The following is a 23,516-nucleotide window of genomic DNA, read 5'->3' as shown; positions in this document are numbered from 1 at the left end:
ACGAGGCACACGACATGATCAATATCCTCGTCGCTTCCGACGATACCGCGCGGCTTTCGCAGATCGCGCGGCTCGTGGCCGACAGCGGACGCTATCGCACGACGCGCGCCACCGGCCGCCCGTCGCAGATCGAACATCGCACCGACGGGCTCGACGCGTTCGACGTCCTGCTGATCGACGGCACGTCGCTCGACCCGTTCGAGCTGGCGGCGATCGAGCGCATCTGCCGCGCGCACGCGAGCCTGACCTGCATCCTCGTGACGGCCGACGCATCGCCGCACGTGCTGCTCGACGCGATGCGCGCCGGCGCGCGCGACGTGCTGCAGTGGCCGCTCGATGTGCAGGCGCTCGGCAACGCGCTCGAACGGGCGGCCGCGCAAAGCACGCGGCGCGATACCGACGACACGCGGATCGTGTCGTTCATGTCGTGCAAGGGCGGGGCCGGCACGAGCTTCGCGGCCGGCAACGTCGCGTTCGAGATCGCCGAGGGCTTCAAGCGCCGCGTGCTGCTGATCGACGTGAACCAGCAGTTCGCCGACGCGGCGTTCCTCGTCAGCGACGAAACCCCGCCGTCGACGCTACCGCAGCTGTGCGCGCAGATCGAGCGGCTCGACAGCGCGTTTCTCGACGCGAGCGTCGCGCACGTGACGGAAAATTTTCACGTGCTGGCCGGCGCCGGCGACCCGGTCAAGGCCGCCGAGGTGCACGAGGACGCGCTCGAATGGATTCTCGGGGTCGCCGCGCCGCGCTACGACTTCGTGATCTTCGACGTCGGCGTCGGCATCAACCCGCTGTCGATGGTCGCGCTTGATCGCAGCGACCAGATCCAGATCGTGCTGCAGCCCGCGATGCCGCACGTGCGCGCCGGCCGCCGGCTGCTGGAGATCCTCGTGTCGCTCGGCTATTCGACCGACCAGTTGCGGCTGATCGTGAACCGCGCGACGCGCGCGCGCGAGCGGACCCGCACCGCGCTCGAGGAAGTGCTCGGCCTGCATGCGGCCTGCACGATTCCCGACGACGCCGACATCGTGCTCGAAGCGATCAACCAGGGCCACCCGGTGTCGCGGCTCGCGCGCGGCTCGGCGGTCGCACGGGCATTGCAGGGCTATGCGAAGCAACTCGTCGACGGCGAAGTGCGCGCGGGACGCAGCGCGACGCGCACCGAACCGTTGATGTCCCGGCTGTTCGGCCGCAAGGCCACGCCGAAGCTCAAGTCGATGTAATTCTTTCGGGGAACCGTCATGTCATTGCGCGAACAGATGTCCTTGCACCGGGCCCAGCCGATGGCGGCGGGCGGCGAGCCGGCCGGCCCGGCCCATTCGTCGGTGCGCGACGCATACCAGAAGCTGCGCCGCGAAATTCACCTGGCCGTGCTCGAGCGCGTGGAGCTCGAGCGCCTGTCGCGACTGCATCAGGACCAGGTCCGCATGGAAATCGGCGCGCTGATCGCGCGCATCCTCGACGAGGAACGGCTGCCCGCGAACGACATCGAGCGGCGGCAGCTCGCGATCGACGTGTACGACGAGATGTTCGGCTTCGGCCCGCTCGAAGCGCTGCTGCGCGACCCCGGCATTTCCGACATCCTCGTGAACACCTGCCGGCAGGTCTACGTCGAGCGCTGCGGGCAACTCGAACTGACGGACGTGACGTTCTACGACGACGCGCACCTGATGAAGGTGATCGAGAAGATCGTGTCGCGCGTCGGCCGCCGTATCGACGAATCGAGCCCGATGGTCGACGCGCGGCTGCCGGACGGCTCGCGCGTGAACGCGATCATCCCGCCGTCCGCGATCGACGGGCCGTTGATGTCGATCCGGCGCTTCGCGGTCAACCCGCTGAAGATGGACGACCTGGTGCGCTTCCACAGCCTGACGCCGCCGATGGCCGAGCTGCTCGACGCGCTCGCGCGTGCGAAGGTGAACGTGCTGGTGTCGGGCGGCACCGGCAGCGGCAAGACCACTCTGCTCAACATCCTGTCCGGCTTCATTCCGCGCAACGAGCGGATCGTGACGATCGAGGACGCCGCCGAGCTGCAACTGCAGCAGCCGCACGTGCTGCGGCTCGAAACACGGCCGCCGAACATCGAAGGCAAGGGCGAGATCACGCAGCGCACGCTGGTGCGCAACGCGCTGCGGATGCGCCCGGACCGGATCATCCTCGGCGAAGTGCGCGGCGCCGAAGCGCTCGACATGCTCAACGCGATGAACACCGGTCACGAAGGCTCGCTCGCGACGATCCACGCGAACACGCCGCGCGATGCGCTGACGCGGCTCGAGAACATGGTCAGCGTGTCCGGCCTGACGCTGCCGCCGAAGACGATGCGCCAGCAGATCGCATCGGCGATCTCGGTGGTCGTGCAGGCGGCGCGGCTCACGGACGGCAAGCGCAAGATCGTCAGCATCCAGGAACTGACCGGGATGGAAGGCGACATCATCAACATGCAGGAGATCTTCACGTTCAAGCGCACGGGCGTGGACCGCGACGGGTCGGTGCGCGGCCACTTCTGCGCGACCGGCGTGCGGCCGAAGTTCGTCGAGCGGCTGCAGGCGTTCGGTATCGACCTGCCGGATTCGCTGTACGACCCGTCCGTGCGTTACGAGACGGACTGACGCCAGGGCGCCGTGCGCTGCCGGGGAGGCCTCATGAATGCGATCTTTTACGGTTTTGTGATTCTCACCTTCGTCGCGGTCGTGCTGTCGATCGAAGGCGTCTATCAATGGTGGAACGCGCGGCACGGCGCCGCCGCGCGCCGGATCGAATCGCGCATCCGCGCGATGTCGGCCGGCGGCAACGTCCAGCAGGAGCGGCTGTCGATCCTGAAGAAGCGGATGCTCGACGAGTCGAAACCGTTCGACCGGCTGCTGCTGCGCGTGCCGCGCGTGCACGCGCTCGATCTCGTGATCCAGCAGTCGGGCCTCGACTGGACGCTGCCGAAGCTGATCACGCTCGGCGCGACGTTCGCGGCGCTCGCGTGGTTCGTGGCGAGCTTCGCGCGGTTGCCGCAACTCGCCGCGGTGCCGATCGCGCTGTTCGCCGGGTGGATGCCGATGATGTACGTGCTGCGCTGCCGCGCGCGCCGGCTGCGCAAGCTCGAGCGGCAGTTGCCGGAGATCTGCGACATGATCGCGCGCGCGCTGCGCTCCGGGCATTCGTTCACGAGCACGCTCGGGATGGTCGGCGACGAGTTTTCCGAGCCGATGGGCGGCGAGTTCCGCGTCACGTTCGACGAGGTCAACTACGGCGTGTCGCTGCACGACGCGCTGATGAATCTCGCGACGCGCGTACCGGTGCAGGATCTGCGCTACTTCGTGATCGCGGTGCTGATCCAGCGCGAGACGGGCGGCAACCTGGCCGAGCTGCTCGACAGCATCGCCGGGCTGATCCGCGAGCGCTTCAAGCTGTTCGACAAGGTGCGCGTGCTGTCGGCGGAAGGGCGGCTGTCGGCGTGGATTCTCGGGCTCTTGCCGTTCGGCACCGCGGCGGTGATGGCGCTGCTGAACCGCGAGTTCCTGTCGGTGCTCTGGGAGGATCCGGCCGGGATCCGGATGGTCGGCACGATGCTGGTGTCGATGCTGTTCGGCCTGTTCTGGATCCGTCGTATCGTCCGTATTCGCGTCTGACGCGCGAGCCGAATAACGAACCGTTGCGAGGCTGTCATGCAAAACCTGAGCGTGGTCCAGGCCGTGATGCTGGGCGGCTTGTTCATCGTCGTGGCCGGCGGCGTGCTCGTCGCGATGCTGCTGTTCGCGCCGCGCGGCATCCAGCGCCGGATCCAGCAGGCCGGCGGGGCCGGGGTGGGTGCCGTCGCCGGCCCGGGTCAGGGCGACGACATGGCGTCGCGCTGGGTCGCGAAGCTGGTCGAGCTGTCCACCCCGATTTCGAAGCTGTCGGTGCCGAAGGAGGGGTGGGAGAATTCGCCGCTGCGCATCCGGCTGATGAACGCCGGCTGGCGCAACCAGAGCGCGGCCGCGCTGTATTTCACCGCGAAGACGATGCTCGCGCTCGGCCTGCCGTGCGCGGCGCTGCTGGTGCTGATCACGACGCCGCTCGGCGACGAGCGTGCGCTGCTGTCGGTGATCCTCGTGGCGCTCGCCGGCATCGGCTACTACATCCCGAACGTAGTGCTGTCGCAACGGGCCAAGGTGCGCCAGCAGAAGATCTTCGAGGATTTCCCGGACGCGCTCGACCTGTTGACGGTGTGCGTCGAGGCGGGACTCGGGCTCGACGCAGCCCTGATGAAAGTGAGCGAGGAGCTGCGGTTTCGCAGCGAGGTGGTCGCGAGCGAGCTCGACCTGCTGCTGCTCGAGATGCGCTCCGGCTTCACGAAGGAGACGGCGCTGCGCAATCTCGCGCTGCGCACCGGCGTGGAGGACATCGAATCGTTCTGCGCGATGCTGATCCAGGCCGACCGGTTCGGCACGAGCATCGGCGAATCGCTGCGCGTGCTGTCGGACATGCTGCGCACGCGGCGCCGGATGCGTGCGGAGGAACGTGCGGCGAAGATCGCGCTGAAGCTGCTGTTCCCGCTGATTTTCTGCATCTTCCCCGCGCTGATGATGGTGCTGCTCGGCCCGGCGATGATTCACGTCTATCGCGTGCTGCTGCCGACGTTCGTCGGCATCGCGCAGTGAACGGCGGAGCGCAGCGGCTTTACCGGCATCGATCGCGATCTTGCGTGCCGGCCCCGGGCGATCCGGCGGCCGGCACGGCAACAGGCTTCATGGAGGCTTCCTCCCCAGGCGGCGCCGCGAGACAGGTCGACCATAGCGGCGTCGAGGCATCCTGGACCCATGGTCGGCCATGGAACAAGCCGTAGTCCACCGCCTTCGCGGCTGCCCCCTACTGCTAACCGCTCGAAGCGGCGGCGCCCCGTATCGGGGCGGCCGGCGCGCGGCGCGTCACTGAAAACGACTGCCGGTATCGATCGCGCGCCGGATCGTCTACGTCACACCGTGCCTTTCTTCAGATCCTCGATGCACGGAATCCCGGCGCGCCGTTTCGGCCGCAGGAATTTCGGCACGGCGGGTGCCTGGCCGACGCCTGCGTGGCTTTGGTCGGCCTTGGGCTTCAACGCGGCCCGCTTGACCTTGTGCGGAATCCGGCAACCGCCGGCCGGCAGGTCGCCGTACGGATCCTCTTCGACGGCCGCAGCAGGGGCCTCCGGCATCGCGGGGGCGGCCGATGCGACCAGCATCGGCGCGAACGGCAACGCACGCATCCGTTCGCCGGTCAGCACGAACGCACCGTTGGCCACCGCCGGCGCGATCGGCGGCACGCCGGCGTCGCTCAACCCGGTCGGCTGGGCGTCCGACGGCACGAAGAAGACGTCCACCGGCGGCGCTTCCTGCATGCGCACGGGCGGATAGTCGGCGAAACCGGCGTTGCGCACCGCGCCGTGGTCGACGTCGATCGCGAAACCCGGCTTCGTCGTCGCGAGACCGAACAGCGCGCCGCCCTGGATCTGCGCTTCCGCACCGGTCGGGTTGACGATGCGGCCCGCATACACGCCTGCCGTCACGCGATGCACGCGCGGCTGCTGCGCCTCGATCGACACCTCCGTCACGTACGCGACGACCGAGCCGGCCGTTTCGTGCATCGCGACGCCCCATGCGTGCCCGGCCGGCAGCGTGCGCGTGCCGTAGCCGGACTTGTCGACGGCCAGCGCGAGCGCCTGGCGATGCGGCGCGTGCTCGGGGCCGGCCAGCCGCGCCATCCGGTACGCGACCGGGTCCTGGCGCGCCGCGTGCGCGAGTTCGTCGACCAGCGTTTCCATCACGAACGCCGTATGCGTATGGCCGCCCGAACGCCACGACTGGACCGGCACGTCGACGTCGGTCTGATGGACCGATACCTGCATCGGGAAGCCGTACGGGCTGTTCGCGACGCCGTCGGTCAGGCTGGGATCGGTGCCGCGCCGGAGCATCGCCGTGCGCTCGAGCGGCGAGCCCTTCAGCACCGACTGGCCGACGACGACGTGCTGCCAGTCGCGCACGGCGCCGCTGCCGTCGACGCCGATGTCGACGCGATGCAGCACCATCGGGCGGTAATAGCCGCCGCGCAGATCGTCCTCGCGCGTCCAGATCGTCTTGACCGGGCCGAGATGGCCGGCGGCGAGGTACGCGGACGACACGCGGGCGGCCTCGACCACGTAGTCCGACGTGGGCGTCGAGCGCCGGCCGTAGTCGCCGCCCGTCGTCAGCGTAAAGATCTGGACTTTCTCCGGCGCGACGCCGAGCGCCTTCGCGACGGCCGCGCGGTCGGCGGTCTGCAGCGACGAGCCGCCCCAGATCTTGATCCCGCACGCGCAGTTCGCCGGCCCGACGTCGACCGTGCAGCTGAGCGGTTCCATCGCCGCATGCGCCAGATACGGAAATTCGTAGTCCTTCTGGATCCGCGTCGCCGCCGGCGGCGCGCTGCCGGCATCGGCCGTGCGCACCACGGTCCCCGGCGTGCCGGCGAGCTGCTTGTACGCCTGCATCTGTTCGGCGGACGTGACGGTCGAGCCGGCGTCCTTCCACGTCACCTTCAGCGCATCGCGGCCGAGCTTGGCCGGCCAGTAGCCGTTCGCGATCACGGCCACGCCGGTGCCGCCGCGATCGGTCGGGATCTCGACGACCTCGACCACGCCCTTGACGGCCCGGGCCGCCGCCGCGTCGTAGCTCGCGACCTTGCCGCCGAAGCGCGGCGGGCGCGCGACCACGGCCACCATCGTGTCCGGCAGGCGCCAGTCCATCCCGTATTTGAGCGTGCCGTCGAGCATCGCGCGCGCGTCGACGCGCGGTGTCGGCTTGCCGATCAGGCGGAACTGGTCCGGCGACTTCAACGGCACCCGCTGCGGGACCGGCATCGCCATCGCGGCCGACGCGAGCTCGCCGTAGGTCGCACGGTAATTGCCCGACGTCACGACGCCATTCGCGGTCCGGCACGTGGCGGGATCGACGTTCCAGCGCTGCGCGGCCGCGGTGACGAGCATCGCGCGGGCGGAGGCGCCGAGTTCGCGGTATTGCGCGAACGAGTGATTGACCGACGTCGAGCCGGCCGTCATCTGGATGCCCGTCACCGGATCCTTGTACGGCTCGCCGGCCGGCGCGAGCACGGTGCGCACGTTGCGCCAGTCGGCGTCGAGCTCGTCGGCCAGCGCCATCGGCAGCGCGGTGCTGACGCCCTGGCCGGATTCCGTCCGGTTGACGGCGACGGTCACGATGTTGTCGGGCGCAATGATCAGGAATGCTTGCGGTGGCGAAGCCGGCGCGGTCTTGCCCGCTTGCGCCGCGGCGCGCGTCGGCGCGATGCCGAGCGCGAGGCAGCCGCTTGCCGCCATCGTCAGCTTCAGGAAGCCGCGCCGGCCGGGCATCGGAGCATCGGCTCCGGTGGCGGGCGGCGCGTCGCGATGGGCGGTGTCGGCGCTTGCCGGGCGCCCGAAAGTGCGGATACGCATGGTCACAGTCTCCGGGCAGGCTCAGGCGAGCGCGTGAGCCGCATCGTGAATCGCGGCGCGGATGCGCTGGTAGGTCGCGCAACGGCACAGGTTGCCGGCCATCGCGCGATCGATGTCGGCATCGGTCGGCGCCTTGTTGCCGCGCAGCAGGCCGGCCGCACTCATCATCTGGCCGCTCTGGCAGTAGCCGCATTGCGCGACGTCGTGCCGGATCCATGCGTCGAGGACGGCCTTGCCGACCGCATCGTCGGCGAGATGTTCGGACGTCGTGATGCGCGCGCTGCCGACCGCCGACAGCGCGAGCGTGCAGCTTCGGGCCGGGCGGCCGTCGACGTGAACGGTGCAGGCGCCGCAGTCGCCGGTGCCGCATCCGAACTTGGTGCCGGTCAGCCCGAGGTTGTCGCGCAGCACCCAGAGCACCGGTGTCGACGGATCGGCATCGATCTCGGCCGGCCGGTTGTTGATGTTCAACGTCACCATCGTGAAGTTCTCCGTTGGATACCTCGTTATCGCCCGCGAGACGGAAAGGCAATGCAGCGAATCTGAACCAATTAAAGCAGATTCGCTAAAAAACCTGCACCGGGGAATTTGATTTTTTTGCCTTTCTTAATGATTTTCGTGATTTATTTAAAGAGAATCATTTTCATCTCGCGTGCCAATGAATTAATGTGAATGAAAGAATATTGAGTTTTGCCAAAAAAATACCCGGCCGATGGAAAACGTTTGCGACTCGGGCCTATATTTGACTCGCGATCACGCCGGGAGACAGGCGGATCGGGCGGCAGGCACTGACGAATCGGTGTGCGGGGCAACAGGCGCGCGGTTATCCGACGGGAGCGGGCGGCGTTTGATTGTGGGGCGGGAGGCCCCGTACGGGCGGGGTTTCGGCATGGATGCGTTGTTGGCCTGGATGGACGGATATGCGATGAGCTGTGCTCGTCGAGGCAACGTTTCCGGTGTCGTTAAAACGACTGTTATTGATTAGTGGAAAATTTACCGGGTGACGAAGGGGGTTAAAAGTAAAATATGCCGATTCAATAATTCTCGTCGATTCGTTCTTGTTTGTTTTTAATCCGGCCAGCCGCTTTGGATTGGTGATGGGACGGTATTTTCCGAAAAACGTCGAATAACGCATTCCGGTATTTATCCCCGGCATTTTGAATGCGCCGGCGAATGCCCGGTGTCGTCGATTCTCTTATGGGAAGGTGTGATTATGCGTATGCGCATGGGCTCGAACAAAAAGCGCGCGGAAGCACGTCCGAAATTCCTCGTCCCGACCGGCATGCTGGTCGCGCTGGTCGGCGCCGGGATCGTCCCCGCCGACGCCCTGGCTGCCTGCACCGGAACGACGACCGTCAGTTGTACCGGAGCCAGCACGTCCTATTCGAACGGCACGAACAATCTGAACCTGACCGTCCAGCCCGGCGCGACCATTTCCGTGGTGCCGTTGTTCGGCGGCACCGCGCTGTCGCTGACGGGCAGCGGCGTCACGCTGACCAACAACGGCCGGATCGACCCCGCGTTGTCCGGGCTGAGCGTCGTGTCGAACGGCACGGTGGTCGGCAATAGCGCGTCGGCGAGCACCGTCAACGTCACGAACACCAGCACGGGCGTGATGATGGGGTCGACGAGCTCGCTGGTCAACGGGCCGGCGTTGACGGTCAACAACGGCATCGGCGGCACGACGAACATCACGAACGCCGGCACGATCGGTACGACCGGCCTGCTCGGCTTCGGCGCGGGGCCGACCGCGCAGGTCGTGACCACGTCGGGCGGTGCGCAGACCAACTTCACCAACGCGAGCGGCGGCACGATCAACGGTTCGGTGGCGCTCGCGCCCAGCGGCACGCCGGGCGCAGGGAACACGTTCACGAACGCCGGCACCGTCACGGGCAACGTGTCGCTGGGCGCGGCCCTCGGCACGTCGAACACGTTCAACGCGCTGACCGGGTCGTCGGTGGGGCTCGGCGTCGACGCCGGGCTGGGCGGCAACAACACGCTCAACCTGCAGCTGAACACGGCCGCCGGCGGCGCGGCGGACGGCGCCATTGCGGTCGATACGTACGGCAATTTCAACAACCTCGCCGTGCAGGGCGGCACGTGGGACATCACCGGCGCATCGACCGCGACGAACGCGTCGCTGACCGGCGGCACCGCGATCGTCCACGGCGCCGGCGCGCTGGGCACCGGCACGATCGTCGGCGGTGGCGGCACGCTCGAGGCCGGCACGGCCGGCGTGAACCTGCTCAACAACGTGACGCTGACCGGCGGCCTGACGGTGGACGGCGCGACCGGGCTCGGGTTGTCGGGTGCGATCGGCGGCGCCGGTGCGCTGAACGTGAGCGGTACCGGCACGCTGGCGCTGAACGGCGCCAATTCGTTCACGGGCGGAACGAATCTGACGGGCGGCGGCGGGCTCCTCGTCGGCACCGCGACGGCGCTCGGCGGCGGCGCGCTGAACGTGACGGGCACGGGCGGCACGCTCGGTACGAGCGTCGGCGGCACGGTGCTCGGCAACGCGGTGAACATCGACACCGGCGTCACCCTGGGTCTGAACGGCTCGGCCAATCTCGGGCTGGGCGGCGTGATCGCCGGCAACGGCGGGCTGGCGCAAACCGGCTCGGGCACGACCACGCTGCTCGGCCTGAACACGTTTACGGGCGGCACGACGTTGAGCGGCGGCGGGCTCGTCGCCGGCACGGGCGCGGCACTCGGCACGGGCGCGCTGCACGTCAGCGGCACGGGCGGCTCGCTGGCGACGAACGTGGGCGGCACGCTGCTCGGCAATGCGGTGAATCTCGATGCAGGCGCGACGCTGGGCCTGAACGGCGCGGCCGGCCTGAGCCTCGGCGGCACGATCGCCGGCAGCGGCGGCCTCGCGCAAAGCGGCACCGGCACGACGACGCTGCTCGGCGCGAACACGTTTTCGGGCGGCACCGCACTGAGCGGCGGCGGCCTGATCGCCGGCACTGGCGCGGCACTCGGCACGGGCGCGCTGAACGTATCCGGCGCGGGCGGCACGCTCGCGACGAGCGTCGGCGGCACGGTGCTCGGCAATGCGGTCAACCTGGGCGCGGGCGCGACGCTCGGCCTGAACGGCGCGGCCGACCTGAGCCTGGGCGGTGCGATCGGCGGGAGCGGCAGCCTCGCGCAATCGGGTGCCGGCACGACGACGCTGCTCGGCGCGAACACGTTCTCTGGCGGCACGGCGCTGAGCGGCGGCGGGCTGATCGCCGGCAACGGCGCGGCGCTCGGTACGGGCGCGCTGAACGTGTCCGGCGCGGGCGGCACGCTCGCGACGAACGTCGGCGGCACCGTGCTCGGCAATGCGGTCAACCTGGGCGCGGGCGCGACGCTCGGCCTGAACGGCGCGGCCGATCTCGGCCTGAGCGGCGCGATCTCGGGCGCGGGCGGCCTGGCGCTCGGCGGCACCGGCGCCACGACGCTGTCCGGTGCGAACACGTTCACGGGCGGCGCGAGCCTGACGGGCGGCGGCAGCCTGATCGTCGGCGGCAACTCGGCGCTCGGCGTGGGCGGCGCGTTGAACGTGAGCGGTCTCGGCGGTTCGCTGAGCGCCGATCTGGCGGCCGGCGCGGCGCTCGCGAACGGCATCAACCTGAACGGCGCGTCGCTGACGCTGAACGGCGCGAACGACCTCGGCCTGAGCGGCGCGATCGGCGGCACCGGCGGTCTCGTGCTGAGCGGCACGGGGACGACGACGCTGTCCGGCGCGAACACCTTCGGCGGCGGCACGACGCTGAGCGCCGGCACGCTGCTCGCCGGCAGCAATACGGCGCTGGGCAGCGGCGCGCTGAACGTCGCCGGCACGGGCGGCGCGCTCGGCGCGAGCGTGAGCGGCACGACGCTGGGCAATGCGGTGAACCTCGGCGCGGGCGCGACGCTCGCGTTGACCGGCGCGAACGATCTCGGCCTGAACGGCGTGATCGCCGGTACCGGCGGCCTCGCGCAAATCGGTTCGGGCATCACGACGTTGACCGGCGCGAACACGTTCTCGGGCGGCACGACGCTCGCCGGTGGCGGAATCCTCGCCGGCAACGGCGCCGCGCTGGGCACGGGGGCGCTGAACGTGACGGGCGCGGGCGGCTCGCTCGGCACGACCGTCGGCGGCACGGTGCTCGGCAATGCGATCCAGCTCGGCGCGGGCGCGGCACTGACGGTTGGGGGTGCGAACGATCTGGGGCTGGGCGGGATCATTTCCGGCGCGGGCGGCCTGTCCGTGAGCGGCCCGGGCACGACGACGCTCACCGCGGCCGAGACGTTTACCGGCGGCACCACGATCGGCAGCGGCACGCTCGCGATCGGCGCGGGCGGCAGCCTCGCCGCGTCGAGCCCCGTCAACCTGACGGGCGCCGGCGCGCAGTTCAACATCGCCGGTGCGACCACGCCGCAGTCGATCGGCACGCTGTCGGGTGTCGCGGGCTCGACGATCGATCTCGGTTCGAACAACCTGACGCTGGCGGGCAGCGGTAGCGGCGTCTTCGCCGGCAACATCGGCGGTGCGGGCGGGCTCACGCTGTCCGGCACCGGCTCGCAGGCGCTGACCGGCAACAACACGTACGCGGGCGGCACGGCGCTGACGGGCGGCAGCCTGCTCGTCGGCAGCGGCGCGGCGCTCGGCGTCGGCGCGCTCGACGTCAACGGCTCGGCGTCGCTCGGCGCGAGCGTGCCGGGCGTGACGCTCGGCAACGCGGTCAATCTCGGTACCGGCGTCACGCTGGGGCTGAACGGCGCGAACGACCTCGGCCTGAGCGGCACGATCGCCGGCAACGGCAGCCTCGCGCAAACCGGCAGCGGCACGACGACGCTGCTCGGCGCGAACACGTACTCGGGCGGCACGACGCTCGCCGGCGGCGGACTGATCGCCGGCAATGGCGCGGCGCTCGGCACCGGTGCGCTGAATGTCAGCGGTGCGGGCGGCACGCTCGCGACGAACGTCGCCGGCACCTTGCTCGGCAACGCGGTGAACCTCGGCGCCGGCGCGACGCTCGGCCTGAACGGCGCGGCCGATCTGAGCCTCGGCGGCGTGATTGCCGGCGACGGCAGTCTTGCGCAAACCGGCGCCGGCACGACGACGCTGCTCGGTGCGAACACGTTCACGGGCGGCACGACGCTCGCCGGGGGCGGCCTGATCGCGGGCAACGGCAGCGCACTCGGCACCGGTGCGCTGAACGTGACGGGCGCGGGCGGCTCGCTCGGCACGAGCGTCGGCGGCACGGTACTCGGCAATGCGGTGAACCTGGGCGCGGGCGCGACGCTGACGGTCGGCGGCGCGAACAACCTGGGCCTGGGCGGCGCGATTTCGGGCGGCGGCAACCTCGCGGTGAACGGTCCGTCGATCACGACGCTCACGGGGGCGGGCAGCTACACCGGCAACACGACGATCGGCAACGGCAGCACGCTCGCGGTGGGCGCGGGCGGCAGCCTGTCCGGCGGCAGCTTGTTCGATCTGGCAGGCGCGGGCGCGACGCTCGACCTGAGCGCGGCCACGTCGCCGCAGGCGACGGGCGGGCTGGTCGGCGCAGCCGGCTCGGCGGTGAATCTCGGTGGCAATACGCTGACGCTCGGTGGCGCCGCCAATGGCACGTTCGGCGGCACGATCGGCGGTGCGGGCGGGCTGACGATGGCCGGCACCGGCACGGAGACGCTCACCGGCGCGAACACATACACGGGCGGCACGACGATCAACAGCGGCACGCTGGCGATCGGCGCGGGCGGCAGCCTGGCCGCGGGCGGCGCCGTGAATCTGGGCGGGGCCGGCGCGACGTTCGACCTGAGCGGGGCAGCACTGCCGCAGGCGATCGGCACGCTGTCGGGCGTGGCCGGTTCGACGGTGAACCTCGGCGGCAACAACCTGACGCTCGGCGGGTCGGGCAGCGGCACGTTCGGCGGGACGCTCGCGGGAGCGGGCGGGAGCCTGACGCTGTCGGGCACGGGCACCGAAACGCTGAACGGGACCAACACGTACACGGGCGGCACGAACCTGACCGGCGGCGGCACGCTGCTCGCCGGCAACGGCGCGGCGCTCGGCACGGGCGCGCTGAACACGAGCGGCGCAGGCGGCACGCTGGCCGCGAGCATCGCCGGCACGACGCTCGGCAACGCGGTGAACCTCGGCGCCGGTTCGGCACTGACGCTCGGCGGCACGAACGATCTCGGCCTCGGCGGCATCATCGCCGGCGGCGGCAGTCTCGCGCAAACCGGCAGCGGAACGACCGCACTCACCGGCGCGAACACCTACACGGGCGGCACGACGTTGAGCGCCGGCGGCCTGTCGGTCGGCAACGACACGGCGCTCGGCACGGGCACACTCGGCGTCACCGGCAGCGGCGGCACGCTCAGCGCGAGCACGGCCAACCTGCTGCTGGCGAACGCCGTCGATCTGGGCGCCGGTTCGACGCTGAATCTCGGCGGCGCGTTCGACTTCGGCCTGAACGGCATGATTTCCGGCGCGGGCGGCGTGGTGCAGTCCGGCTCGGGCACGACCACGCTCGGCGGCGCGAACACCTACAGCGGCGGGACGACGTTGAGCAGCGGCGGACTGAGCGTGGGCAGCAACACGGCGCTCGGTTCCGGCGCATTGAACGTGACCGGCAACGGCACGCTGAACGCGAGCGTGAGCGGCACGACGCTCGGCAATGCGGTCACGCTCGGCGCGGGCGCGACGCTCGGCCTGAACGGCGCGAACGATCTCGGCCTGAGCGGCACGATTTCCGGCAGCGGCGGCCTTGCGCAGACCGGCGCGGGCACCACGACACTCACCGGCACGAACACGTACACGGGCGGCACCACGCTCGCCGGCGGCGGGCTCATTGCCGGCAACGGCAGCGCACTGGGTTCCGGCGCGCTCAACGTGACGGGCGCGGGCGGCTCGCTCGGCACGAGCGTCGGCGGCACGACGCTCGGCAATGCGATCAATCTCGGCGCAGGGTCGACGCTGACGGTTGGCGGTGCGAACGATCTCGGGCTGGGCGGCGGGATCTCGGGCAGCGGCGGCCTGTCGGTCAGCGGCCCGTCGACGACCACGCTCACGGGCGTGAACACCTATACCGGCAACACGACGATCGGCGGCGGCAGCACGCTGGCGGTCGGGGCGGGCGGCAGCCTGTCGTCGGGCAGCGCGCTCGATCTCGCCGGTACGGGCGCGACGCTCGACATCAGCGCGGCAACCACGCCGCAGACGAGCGGCATGCTGTCCGGCGTAGCGGGCACGAACGTGAACCTCGGCGGCAACACGCTGACGCTGGCCGGTACCGGCAACGGCAGCTATGCAGGGACGATCGGCGGCACCGGCGGGCTGACGATGGCCGGCACGGGGACGGAAACGCTGACCGGCACCAACACGTACACGGGCGCGACGACGATCAACAGCGGCACGCTGGCGATCGGCGCGGGCGGCAGCCTGTCGGCGAGCAGCCCGGTGAATCTCGCCGGCGCGGGCGCGACCTTCGACGTCAGCGGCGCGACCACGCCGCAGACGACGGGCACGCTGTCGGGCGTGGCCGGTTCGACGGTGAACCTCGGCGGCAACAACCTGACGCTCGGCGGGTCGGGCAGCGGCACGTACGACGGCACGATCGCGGGGGCTGGTGGCAGCCTCACGCTGTCGGGCACGGGTACCGAAACGCTGACCGGCAACAACACGTATACGGGCGGCACGAACCTGACCGGCGGCGGCACGCTGATCGCGGGCAGCGGTTCGGCGCTCGGCACGGGCGCGCTGAACACGAGCGGCGCGGGCGGCACGCTCGGCACGAACGTGGCCGGCACGACGCTGACCAATGCGATCAATCTCGGTTCGGGCTCGACGCTGACGGTCGGCGGCGCGAACAATCTCGGCCTCGGCGGCGCGATCTCGGGCAGCGGCAACCTCGCCGTGAATGGTCCGTCGACGACGACGCTGTCGGGCGCGAACACCTACACGGGCAGCACGACGATCGGCGGCGGCAGCACGCTGGCGGTCGGTGCGGGCGGCAGCCTGTCGTCGGGCAGCGCGATCGATCTGACCGGTGCGGGCTCGACGCTGGACGTGAGCGCGGCCACGTCGCCGCAGACGACCGGTACGCTGTCCGGCGCAGCGGGTTCGGCGGTGAACCTCGGCGGCAATACGCTGACGCTCGGCGGGTCGGGCAACGGCACGTTCGGCGGTACGGTCGGCGGCACGGGCGGCTTGACGCTGTCGGGCACGGGCACCGAAACGCTGACCGGCGCGAACACGTATACCGGCGCGACGACGATCAACAGCGGCACGCTGGCGATCGGCGCGGGCGGCAGCCTGTCGGCGAGCAGCCCGGTGAACCTCGCCGGTGCGGGCGCAACGTTCGACGTCAGCGGCGCGACCACGCCGCAGACGACGGGCACGCTGTCGGGCGTGGCCGGTTCGACGGTGAACCTCGGCGGCAACAACCTGACGCTCGGCGGCACGGGCAACGGCACGTACGGCGGCACGATTGCCGGCGCGGGCGGCAGTCTCACGCTGTCGGGCACGGGTACCGAAACGCTGACCGGCAACAACACGTACACGGGCGGCACGAACCTGACGGGCGGCGGCACGCTGGTCGCGGGCAGCGGCTCGGCGCTCGGCACGGGCGCGCTGAACACGAGCGGCGCGGGCGGCACGCTGGCCGCGAGCACGCCGGGCACGACGCTCGGCAACGCGGTGAATCTCGGCGCGGGTTCGACGCTGACGGTCGGGGGTACGAACGATCTCGGCCTCGGCGGCGCGATCTCGGGCAGCGGCAACCTCGCCGTGAATGGTCCGTCGACGACGACGCTGTCGGGCGCGAACACCTACACGGGCAGCACGACGATCGGCGGCGGCAGCACGCTGGCGGTCGGCGCGGGCGGCAGCCTGTCGTCGGGCAGCGCGATCGACCTGTCCGGCACCGGCGCCACGCTCGACCTGAGCGCGGCCACGTCGCCGCAGACGAGCGGCGCGCTCTCCGGCGGCACGGGCACGAACGTCAACCTGGGCGGCAATACGCTGACGCTCGGCGGTTCGGGTAGCGGCACGTACGCAGGCGTGATCGGCGGCACGGGCGGGTTGACGCTGTCGGGCACCGGCACGGAAACGCTGACGGGCACCAACACGTACACCGGCGCGACGACGATCAACAGCGGCACGCTCGCGATCGGCGGCAACGGCAGCCTCTCGTCGAGCAGCCCGGTCAGCCTGACGGCGGCCGGCGCGACGCTCGACCTGAGCGGCGCGTCGTCGCCGCAATCGACGGGCGCGATCTCGGGCGTGGCCGGCTCGACCGTGAACCTGGGCAACAACAACCTGACGCTCGGCGGCTCGGCCAACGGCACTTACGCGGGCAACATCGCCGGCACGGGCGGCGTGACGATGTCGGGCACCGGCACGGAAACGCTGACGGGCAGCAATACATACACCGGAGCCACCACGATCAACAGCGGCACGCTGGCGATCGGCGCGGGCGGCAGCCTGTCGGGGACGACGCCGGTGAGCCTGACGGGTGCGGGCGCAACCTTCGACCTGAGCGGCGCGACCACGCCGCAGACGACGGGCACGCTGTCCGGCGTGGCCGGCTCGACGGTGAACCTGGGCGGCAACAACCTGACGCTCGGCGGCACGGGCAGCGGCACGTATGACGGCACGATTGCCGGGGCAGGCGGCAGCCTGACGCTGGGCGGCACGGGCACCGAAACGTTGAACGGCACGAACACGTACACGGGCGGCACGAGCCTGACCGGTGGCGGCACGTTGATCGCGGGCAACGGCTCGGCGCTCGGCACGGGTGCGTTGAACATGAGCGGCGCGGGCGGCACGCTCGGCACGAGCGTGGCCGGCACGACGCTCGGCAACGCGGTGAATCTCGGCGTGGGTTCGACGCTGACGGTCGGCGGCGCGAACAATCTGGGCCTTGGCGGCGCGATCTCGGGCAGCGGCAACCTCGCGGTGAGCGGCCCGTCGACGACGACGCTCACCGGCGCGAGCTCGTACACCGGCAACACGACGATCGGCAACGGCAGCACGCTGGCGGTCGGCGCGGGCGGCAGCCTGTCGTCGGGTAGCGCGGTCGATCTGGCCGGCGCCGGCGCCACGCTCGATCTGAGCGCGGCCACGTCGCCGCAGTCGACGGGCGCGTTGGCAGGCGTCGCCGGTTCGACGGTGAACCTCGGCGGCAACGCGCTGACGCTCGGCGGGTCGGGCAGCGGCACGTTCGGCGGCACGATCGCCGGCACGGGCGGCAGCCTGACGCTGGCGGGCACCGGTACCGAAACGCTCACCGGCAACAACACGTACACGGGCGGCACGACGTTGAGCGGCGGCGGCACGCTGCTCGCCGGCAACGGCTCGGCGCTCGGCACGGGCACGGTGAACACCAGCGGCGCAGGCGGCACGCTCGGCACGAACGTGGCCGGCACGACGCTGACCAATGCGATCAATCTCGGTTCGGGCTCGACGCTGACGGTCGGCGGCGCGAACAATCTCGGCCTCGGCGGTGCGATCTCGGGCGGCGGCAACCTCGCGGTGAGTGGCCCGTCGACGACGACCCTCAGCGGCGTCGGCACGTACACGGGCAACACGACGATCGGCGGCGGCAGCACGCTCGCGGTCGGTGCGGGCGGCAGCCTGTCGGCGGGCAGCGCGGTCGATCTGTCGGGTACAGGGGCCACGCTCGACCTGAGTGCCGCGACGACGCCGCAGACCACGGGCGCGCTGTCCGGCGCAGCGGGTTCGGCGGTGAACCTCGGCGGCAATACGCTGACGCTCGGCGGGTCGGGCAACGGCACGTTCGGCGGTACGGTCGGCGGCACGGGCGGGTTGACGCTGTCGGGCACCGGCACCGAAACGCTGACGGGCGCGAACACGTACACCGGCGCGACGACGATCAACAGCGGCACGCTGGCGATCGGCGCGGGCGGCAGCCTGTCGGGGACGACGCCGGTGAGCCTGACGGGTGCGGGCGCAACCTTCGACCTGAGCGGCGCGACCACGCCGCAGACGACGGGCACGCTGTCGGGCGTGGCCGGCTCGACGGTGAACCTGGGCGGCAACAACCTGACGCTCGGCGGCACGGGCAGCAGCACGTACGGCGGCACGATCGCCGGCGCGGGCGGCAGCCTCACGCTGGCCGGCCCGGGCACCGAAACGCTGACCGGCAACAACACGTACACGGGCGGCACGAACCTGACGGGCGGCGGCACGCTGGTCGCGGGCAGCAACACGGCGCTCGGCACCGGCGCGCTGAACACCGGCGGCGCGGGCGGCACGCTGGCCGCGAGCACGCCGGGCACGACGCTCGGCAACGCGGTGAACCTCGGTACGGGCTCGACGCTGACCGTGGGCGGTGCGAACAACCTCGGCCTGAGCGGCCCGATCTCGGGCAGCGGCACGCTCGCGCTCAGCGGCCCCGCGACGACGACGCTGTCCGGCGCCAACACGTACACCGGCGGCACCAGCGTCACGGGCGGCGGCACGCTCGTCGCCGGCACGCCGACCGCACTCGGCAGCGGCACGCTGAGTGTCGGCGGCAACGGCGGCACGCTCGGGACCAGCGTGCCCGGCACGACGCTCGGCAACGCCGTGAACCTCGGCACGGGTTCGACGCTGACGGTGGGCGGCGCCAACAACCTCGGCCTGAGCGGCCCGATCTCGGGCGGCGGCAACCTGGCGGTGAGCGGCCCGTCGACGACGACCCTCAGCGGCGCGAACACGTACACGGGCGGCACGGCGATCGGCAACGGCAGCACGCTGGCGGTCGGCGGCAACGGCAGCCTGTCGGCCGGCAGTGCGCTGACGCTGGCCGGCAACGGCGCGACGCTCGACGTCAGCGGCACGACGACGCCGCAGACGGCCAGCGCGCTGTCGGGCGCGGCGGGTTCGACCGTGAATCTCGGCGGCAACACGCTGACCGTGGCCGGCCCGACGGGCGGTTCGTTCGGCGGCACGATCGCGGGTACCGGCGGCTTCGCGGTGCAGGGCGGCGGCACGCAGACGCTGACCGGCGTCAACACGTACACCGGCGGCACGACGATCGGCAGCGGCAGCATGCTCGCGCTTGCCGGCGCAGGCAGCCTTGCGCCGACGAGCCCGGTGACGCTCGCCGGCAGCGGCGCGACGCTGGACCTCACGGGTTCGGCCGCACCGCAATCGATCGGCACGCTGTCGGGCACGACGGGTTCGAACGTGAACCTCGGCGCGACGCCGCTGACCGTCAATACCGCCGGCACCAGCTCGTTCGCGGGCACGCTGTCGGGTACCGGCCCGCTGACGCTGGCCGGCACGGGCGCACAGGTGCTGAGCGGGACCAGCACGCTGTCCGGGCCGACCACCGTGACGGGCGGCACGCTCGCGGTCACCGGTTCGCTGGCCAACTCGCCGGTGACCGTCGGCAACGGCGCGACCGTCACCGGGACGGGCACGATCGGCGGCCTGGTCGTGTCGGGCGGCGGCACCGCATCGGTCCTCCAGCTCGGGCAGCCGCTGAAGGTCGCGGGCAACGCGACCTTCCAGCCGGGTTCGACGCTGCAGGTCGGCGCCACGCCGCAACAGAGCGGCGCCCTCGACGTGACTGGCTCCGCCACGCTCAACGGCGGGTCGGTACAGGTCGTCGCGGCGACCGGGCAATACCAGCCGGGCAAGCTCTACACCATCGTGAATGCCGGCGCGGGCGTGCAAGGGCAGTTCAGCGCGGTGAACTCGACGTATGCGTTCCTCACGCCGACGCTCACGTACAACCCGGCGCAGGTGCTGATGTCGCTGGCGCCGAACGGCACGCCGTTCTCGTCGGTCGCGACGACGCCCGACGGGCAAGCGGTGGCGGGCGCGGTCGGCACGCTCGGCGCCGGCAACCCGCTGTTCGATACGGTGCTGACGACGGATGCGCCGACCGCCAACCGTGCGTTCACGCAACTGGCCGGCGACCTGTATCCGAGCACGCGCAGCGTGCTGTTGTCGGATAGCCGCTACGTGCGCGACGCGGTGCTCGATCGTGCACGGCTCGGTTCGCAGCCGGGCGGGGCGCTCTGCGGATGCGAGGCGCCGGTGTCGGCGGACGATCACTCGGCGGCGCTCGACCGGCGCATGGCCGCGGAGAACGGCTGCACGCCGGCCAAGTCGTTCAAGCCCGCGGTGTGGGGCCGGCTGTACGGTTCGCATAGCCGGTTCGACGGCGACGGCGTCGCTTCGATCGATCGCAACCTGTACGGCTTCGTCGTCGGTACGGACGCGGAAGTCAGCAGCCACTGGCGCGTCGGTATCGCGGGCGGCGCGTCGCGCAGCCAGCTCAATACCGACCAGAACGAGTCGGCGAAGGTCAACGGCGAGACGATCGCGCTGTACGCCAGCGGCCGATACGACGCGTGGAACGTGCGCGGTGGCGTGTCGCAGTCGTGGTACCGCGTGCATAGCGAGCGCAATCCGTCGTTCGGCAGCTTCTCCGATCACGACACCGCGAGCTACGACGCGAACGCGACGCAGGTGTTCACGGAGATCGGCTACTCGACGGCCATTCGCAACGTCGCGCTCGAACCGTTCGTCGGGCTCGGGTACGCGAGCCTGCACACCGACGGCTTCAAGGAGAACGGCGGCGCGGCTGCCCTGCAGGGCGATTCCGACACGACGGGCCTCGGCTTCTCGACCCTCGGCGTGCGGGCCTCGACCGACGTCGCGGTCACGACGAAGGGCAAGGTCACGGCGTTCGGCACGGTCGGCTGGCGGCACGCGTTCGGCAATACGCAGCCGGCGTCGAGGCTGTCGTTCGCGAGCGGCGGTTCGCCGTTCAGCGTGGTCGGTGTGCCGGTCGCGCGTGACGCTGCGGTGCTCGAGGTCGGTGTCGACGCGGCCGTCACGAAGAACCTGTCGCTCGGGTTGTCCTACAGCGGCCAGATCGGCGGCAGCATCAGCGACCACGCGCTGTACGGCAATCTGCTGTGGAAGTTCTAAAGGGAGGCGGGGGCCGCTCGCGACGGAAGGTATCGTCGTGAGCGGTCAATCGTCGATCGATGGTTCGATGATGGTCGGTTATCAGGTTCGCATTGCTTAAGTTTCGTGATGCGAATCAATTTTCATGAAGTGCGTCGCTTGATGTCTGGTGTCCCGTTGCATCGGCCTGTTTAAACCTGTTTCAACGCTTTGCCGTATCGGGCAATCCGCGAACGATTCGCGCCGCCTTCGCAGCGGCAGGGTCCACGCGTCATCGCTCGAGCCGTTCCGCGGTTGTCCAACCGAAATGAGGTTATTCATGAAAACGAAAGCGAACGTGAAATTGACAGGCATCGCCTTGTCGGTCGCGGCTTTGTTCAGCCTGGCCGCCTCGGCGTCTCAGGCGGGGGTACTGGCTTCCCCGGTGGGAAGTGTCAGCAAATCCGACGGTCTCATCGTCGCAGGCGGATCCCCCGCGCCCGGGGAACTCGTCGGCACCGTGACGGGATGGGGGAACGGGGTGGTGACGGTCGGCAGCCCGAATGCGGGCGGTATCTCGATCGGGCTGGCAGGGACGGGGACGGGAAGCGCGACCATCGATATCGGTAGCGGATTGCTCGAGCCGGTCGCAGGCGTGGCCGGTACGGTGACGGGGGCGTTGGGGGGTGTCGGTGGTGGTGGCGGCGGTGGGGCAGGTGGTGTCGGTGGTGTGGTCGGCACGGTGACGGGTGCGCTGGGCGGCCTTGGCGGAAGTGGTGGCGGGGCTGGCGGGCTTGGTGATGTCGTCGGGACGGTAGCGAACACGGCAACCGGCGCGGTCGGTGCGGTGACGGGGGCGTTGGGTGGTGTCGGCGGTGGTGGTGGCGGGACGGGTGGTCTCGGTGGTGTGATTGGCACGGTGACCGGCGCATTGGGTGGCGTCGGTGGTGGCGGGACTGGTGGTCTCGGTGGCGTTGTCGGGACAGTAGGCAATGCAGCAAGCGGCGCAGTCGGTACGGTGACGGGTGCCCTGAGTGGTGTCGGCGATCCGGCTGGCGGTCTTGGTGGTGTGGTCGGTACGGTAACCGGTGCACTGGGTGGTGTCGGCGGTGGCGGGACGGGTGGTCTCGGCGGCGTTGTTGGCACGGTAGCGAATACGGCCACGGGCGCAGTCGGAACGCTGACTGGCGCTTTGGGCGGTGTTGGCGGGGGGACCGGTGGTCTCGGTGGCGTTGTTGGAACGGTGGGCAACGCGGCAAGCGGCGCGGTCGGTACGGTGACGGGCGCCTTGGGTGGTGTCGGCGATCCGACCGGCGGGCTTGGTGGTGTGGTTGGCACAGTAACCGGTGCACTGGGTGGCATCGGTGGTGGCGGGACTAGTGGTCTCGGCGGCGTTGTTGGCACGGTAGCGAACACGGCCACGGGTGCAGTCGGGACGCTGACTGGCGCGCTGGGCGGTGTTGGCGGCGGGACTGGTGGTCTCGGTGGCGTTGTTGGCACGGTAGCGAATACGGCCACGGGCGCAGTCGGAACGCTGACTGGCGCTTTGGGTGGTGTCGGCGATCCGACCGGCGGGCTTGGTGGTGTGGTTGGCACGGTAACCGGTGCTCTGGGTGGCATCGGTGGTGGCGGGACTGGTGGACTCGGTGGCGTCGTCGGAACGGTGGGTAACGCGGCAAGCGGCGCAGTCGGTACGGTGACGGGCGCTTTGGGTGGAGTGGGTGATCCGACCGGTGGGCTTGGTGGCGTGGTTGGCACGGTCACCGGCGCACTGGGTGGCATCGGCGGCGGGACTGGTGGACTCGGTGGCGTTGTCGGGACAGTGGGCAACGCAGCAAGCGGCGCGGTCGGTACGGTGACGGGTGCCTTGGGTGGTATCGGCGATCCGACCGGCGGTCTCGGCGGTGTTGTTGGCACGGTAGCGAACACGGCGACGGGCGCAGTCGGAACGTTGACTGGCGCGCTGGGCGGTGTTGGCGGCGGGACCGGTGGTCTGGGCGGCGTCGTTGGAACGGTGGGCAACGCGGCAAGCGGCGCAGTCGGCACGGTGACGGGTGCCTTGGGTGGAGTTGGTGATCCGACCGGTGGGCTTGGTGGCGTGGTTGGCACGGTCACCGGCGCACTGGGTGGCATCGGTGGTGGCGGGACCGGCGGCCTCGGCGGTGTCGTTGGAACGGTCGCGAACACGGC

General features: G+C 70.6%; 7 protein-coding genes and 1 pseudogene. 5 read left to right on the top strand and 3 right to left on the bottom strand.

Annotated elements, in window-relative coordinates; genetic code table 11:
* Window positions 1-14: 14 nt before the first annotated feature.
* Genes WT53_RS00035 through WT53_RS00020 form a run of 4 tightly spaced genes read left to right on the top strand, consistent with a single transcriptional unit; the run spans window position 15 to window position 4,631 of the window.
* Window positions 15-1,223: an AAA family ATPase gene (locus WT53_RS00035; protein ID WP_060258055.1), complete on the top strand. Its 1,209-nt coding sequence runs from the start codon at window positions 15-17 to the stop codon at window positions 1,221-1,223.
* A gap of 18 nt (window positions 1,224-1,241) precedes the next feature.
* Complete coding sequence (locus WT53_RS00030; protein ID WP_034209052.1) at window positions 1,242-2,609, top strand: CpaF family protein; 1,368 nt, start codon at window positions 1,242-1,244, stop codon at window positions 2,607-2,609.
* 33 nt (window positions 2,610-2,642) lie between these two features.
* Window positions 2,643-3,620, top strand: coding sequence for a type II secretion system F family protein (locus WT53_RS00025; protein ID WP_034209053.1), 978 nt, complete (start codon window positions 2,643-2,645; stop codon window positions 3,618-3,620).
* Window positions 3,621-3,656: 36 nt separating this feature from the next.
* Window positions 3,657-4,631, top strand: coding sequence for a type II secretion system F family protein (locus tag WT53_RS00020; protein WP_060258052.1), 975 nt, complete (start codon window positions 3,657-3,659; stop codon window positions 4,629-4,631).
* A gap of 314 nt (window positions 4,632-4,945) precedes the next feature.
* Here the strand turns inward: WT53_RS00020 and WT53_RS00015 are convergent, their stop codons facing one another.
* The gene (locus WT53_RS00015; RefSeq protein ID WP_060258048.1) at window positions 4,946-7,438 is read right to left on the bottom strand and encodes a xanthine dehydrogenase family protein molybdopterin-binding subunit; all 2,493 of its coding nucleotides are present in this window, start codon (window positions 7,436-7,438) and stop codon (window positions 4,946-4,948) included.
* A gap of 21 nt (window positions 7,439-7,459) precedes the next feature.
* Window positions 7,460-7,918, bottom strand: a complete 459-nt coding sequence (locus tag WT53_RS00010; RefSeq protein WP_034209056.1) for a (2Fe-2S)-binding protein — start codon at window positions 7,916-7,918, stop codon at window positions 7,460-7,462.
* 733 nt (window positions 7,919-8,651) lie between these two features.
* Between WT53_RS00010 and WT53_RS00005 the strand changes: the two genes are divergently transcribed.
* A complete protein-coding gene (locus WT53_RS00005) occupies window positions 8,652-21,368 on the top strand; it encodes an autotransporter-associated beta strand repeat-containing protein (RefSeq protein WP_060258043.1) in 12,717 nt (4,238 codons plus the stop codon).
* 292 nt (window positions 21,369-21,660) lie between these two features.
* Here WT53_RS00005 and WT53_RS33740 read toward each other — a convergent pair.
* A pseudogene (locus tag WT53_RS33740) lies at window positions 21,661-23,516 on the bottom strand (hypothetical protein); the annotation flags it as partial.

Origin of the sequence: Burkholderia sp. MSMB2157WGS (assembly GCF_001532755.1) — a bacterium.
In the GTDB taxonomy this organism is placed as follows: Bacteria; Pseudomonadota; Gammaproteobacteria; order Burkholderiales; family Burkholderiaceae; genus Burkholderia.
Note: the sequence above shows the minus strand (reverse complement) of the source record. Positions and strands in the feature narration are given on the sequence as shown.

What these genes read in the sequence shown, in the direction of transcription:
- WT53_RS00025 (WP_034209053.1), top strand. Translation starts at nt 2,643, where the DNA reads ATGAATGCGATCTTTTACGGTTTTGTGATTCTCACCTTCGTCGCGGTC.
- WT53_RS00030 (WP_034209052.1), top strand. Translation starts at nt 1,242, where the DNA reads ATGTCATTGCGCGAACAGATGTCCTTGCACCGGGCCCAGCCGATGGCG.
- WT53_RS00015 (WP_060258048.1), bottom strand. Translation starts at nt 7,438, where the DNA reads ATGCGTATCCGCACTTTCGGGCGCCCGGCAAGCGCCGACACCGCCCAT.
- WT53_RS00005 (WP_060258043.1), top strand. Translation starts at nt 8,652, where the DNA reads ATGCGTATGCGCATGGGCTCGAACAAAAAGCGCGCGGAAGCACGTCCG.
- WT53_RS00010 (WP_034209056.1), bottom strand. Translation starts at nt 7,918, where the DNA reads ATGGTGACGTTGAACATCAACAACCGGCCGGCCGAGATCGATGCCGAT.
- WT53_RS00020 (WP_060258052.1), top strand. Translation starts at nt 3,657, where the DNA reads ATGCAAAACCTGAGCGTGGTCCAGGCCGTGATGCTGGGCGGCTTGTTC.
- WT53_RS00035 (WP_060258055.1), top strand. Translation starts at nt 15, where the DNA reads ATGATCAATATCCTCGTCGCTTCCGACGATACCGCGCGGCTTTCGCAG.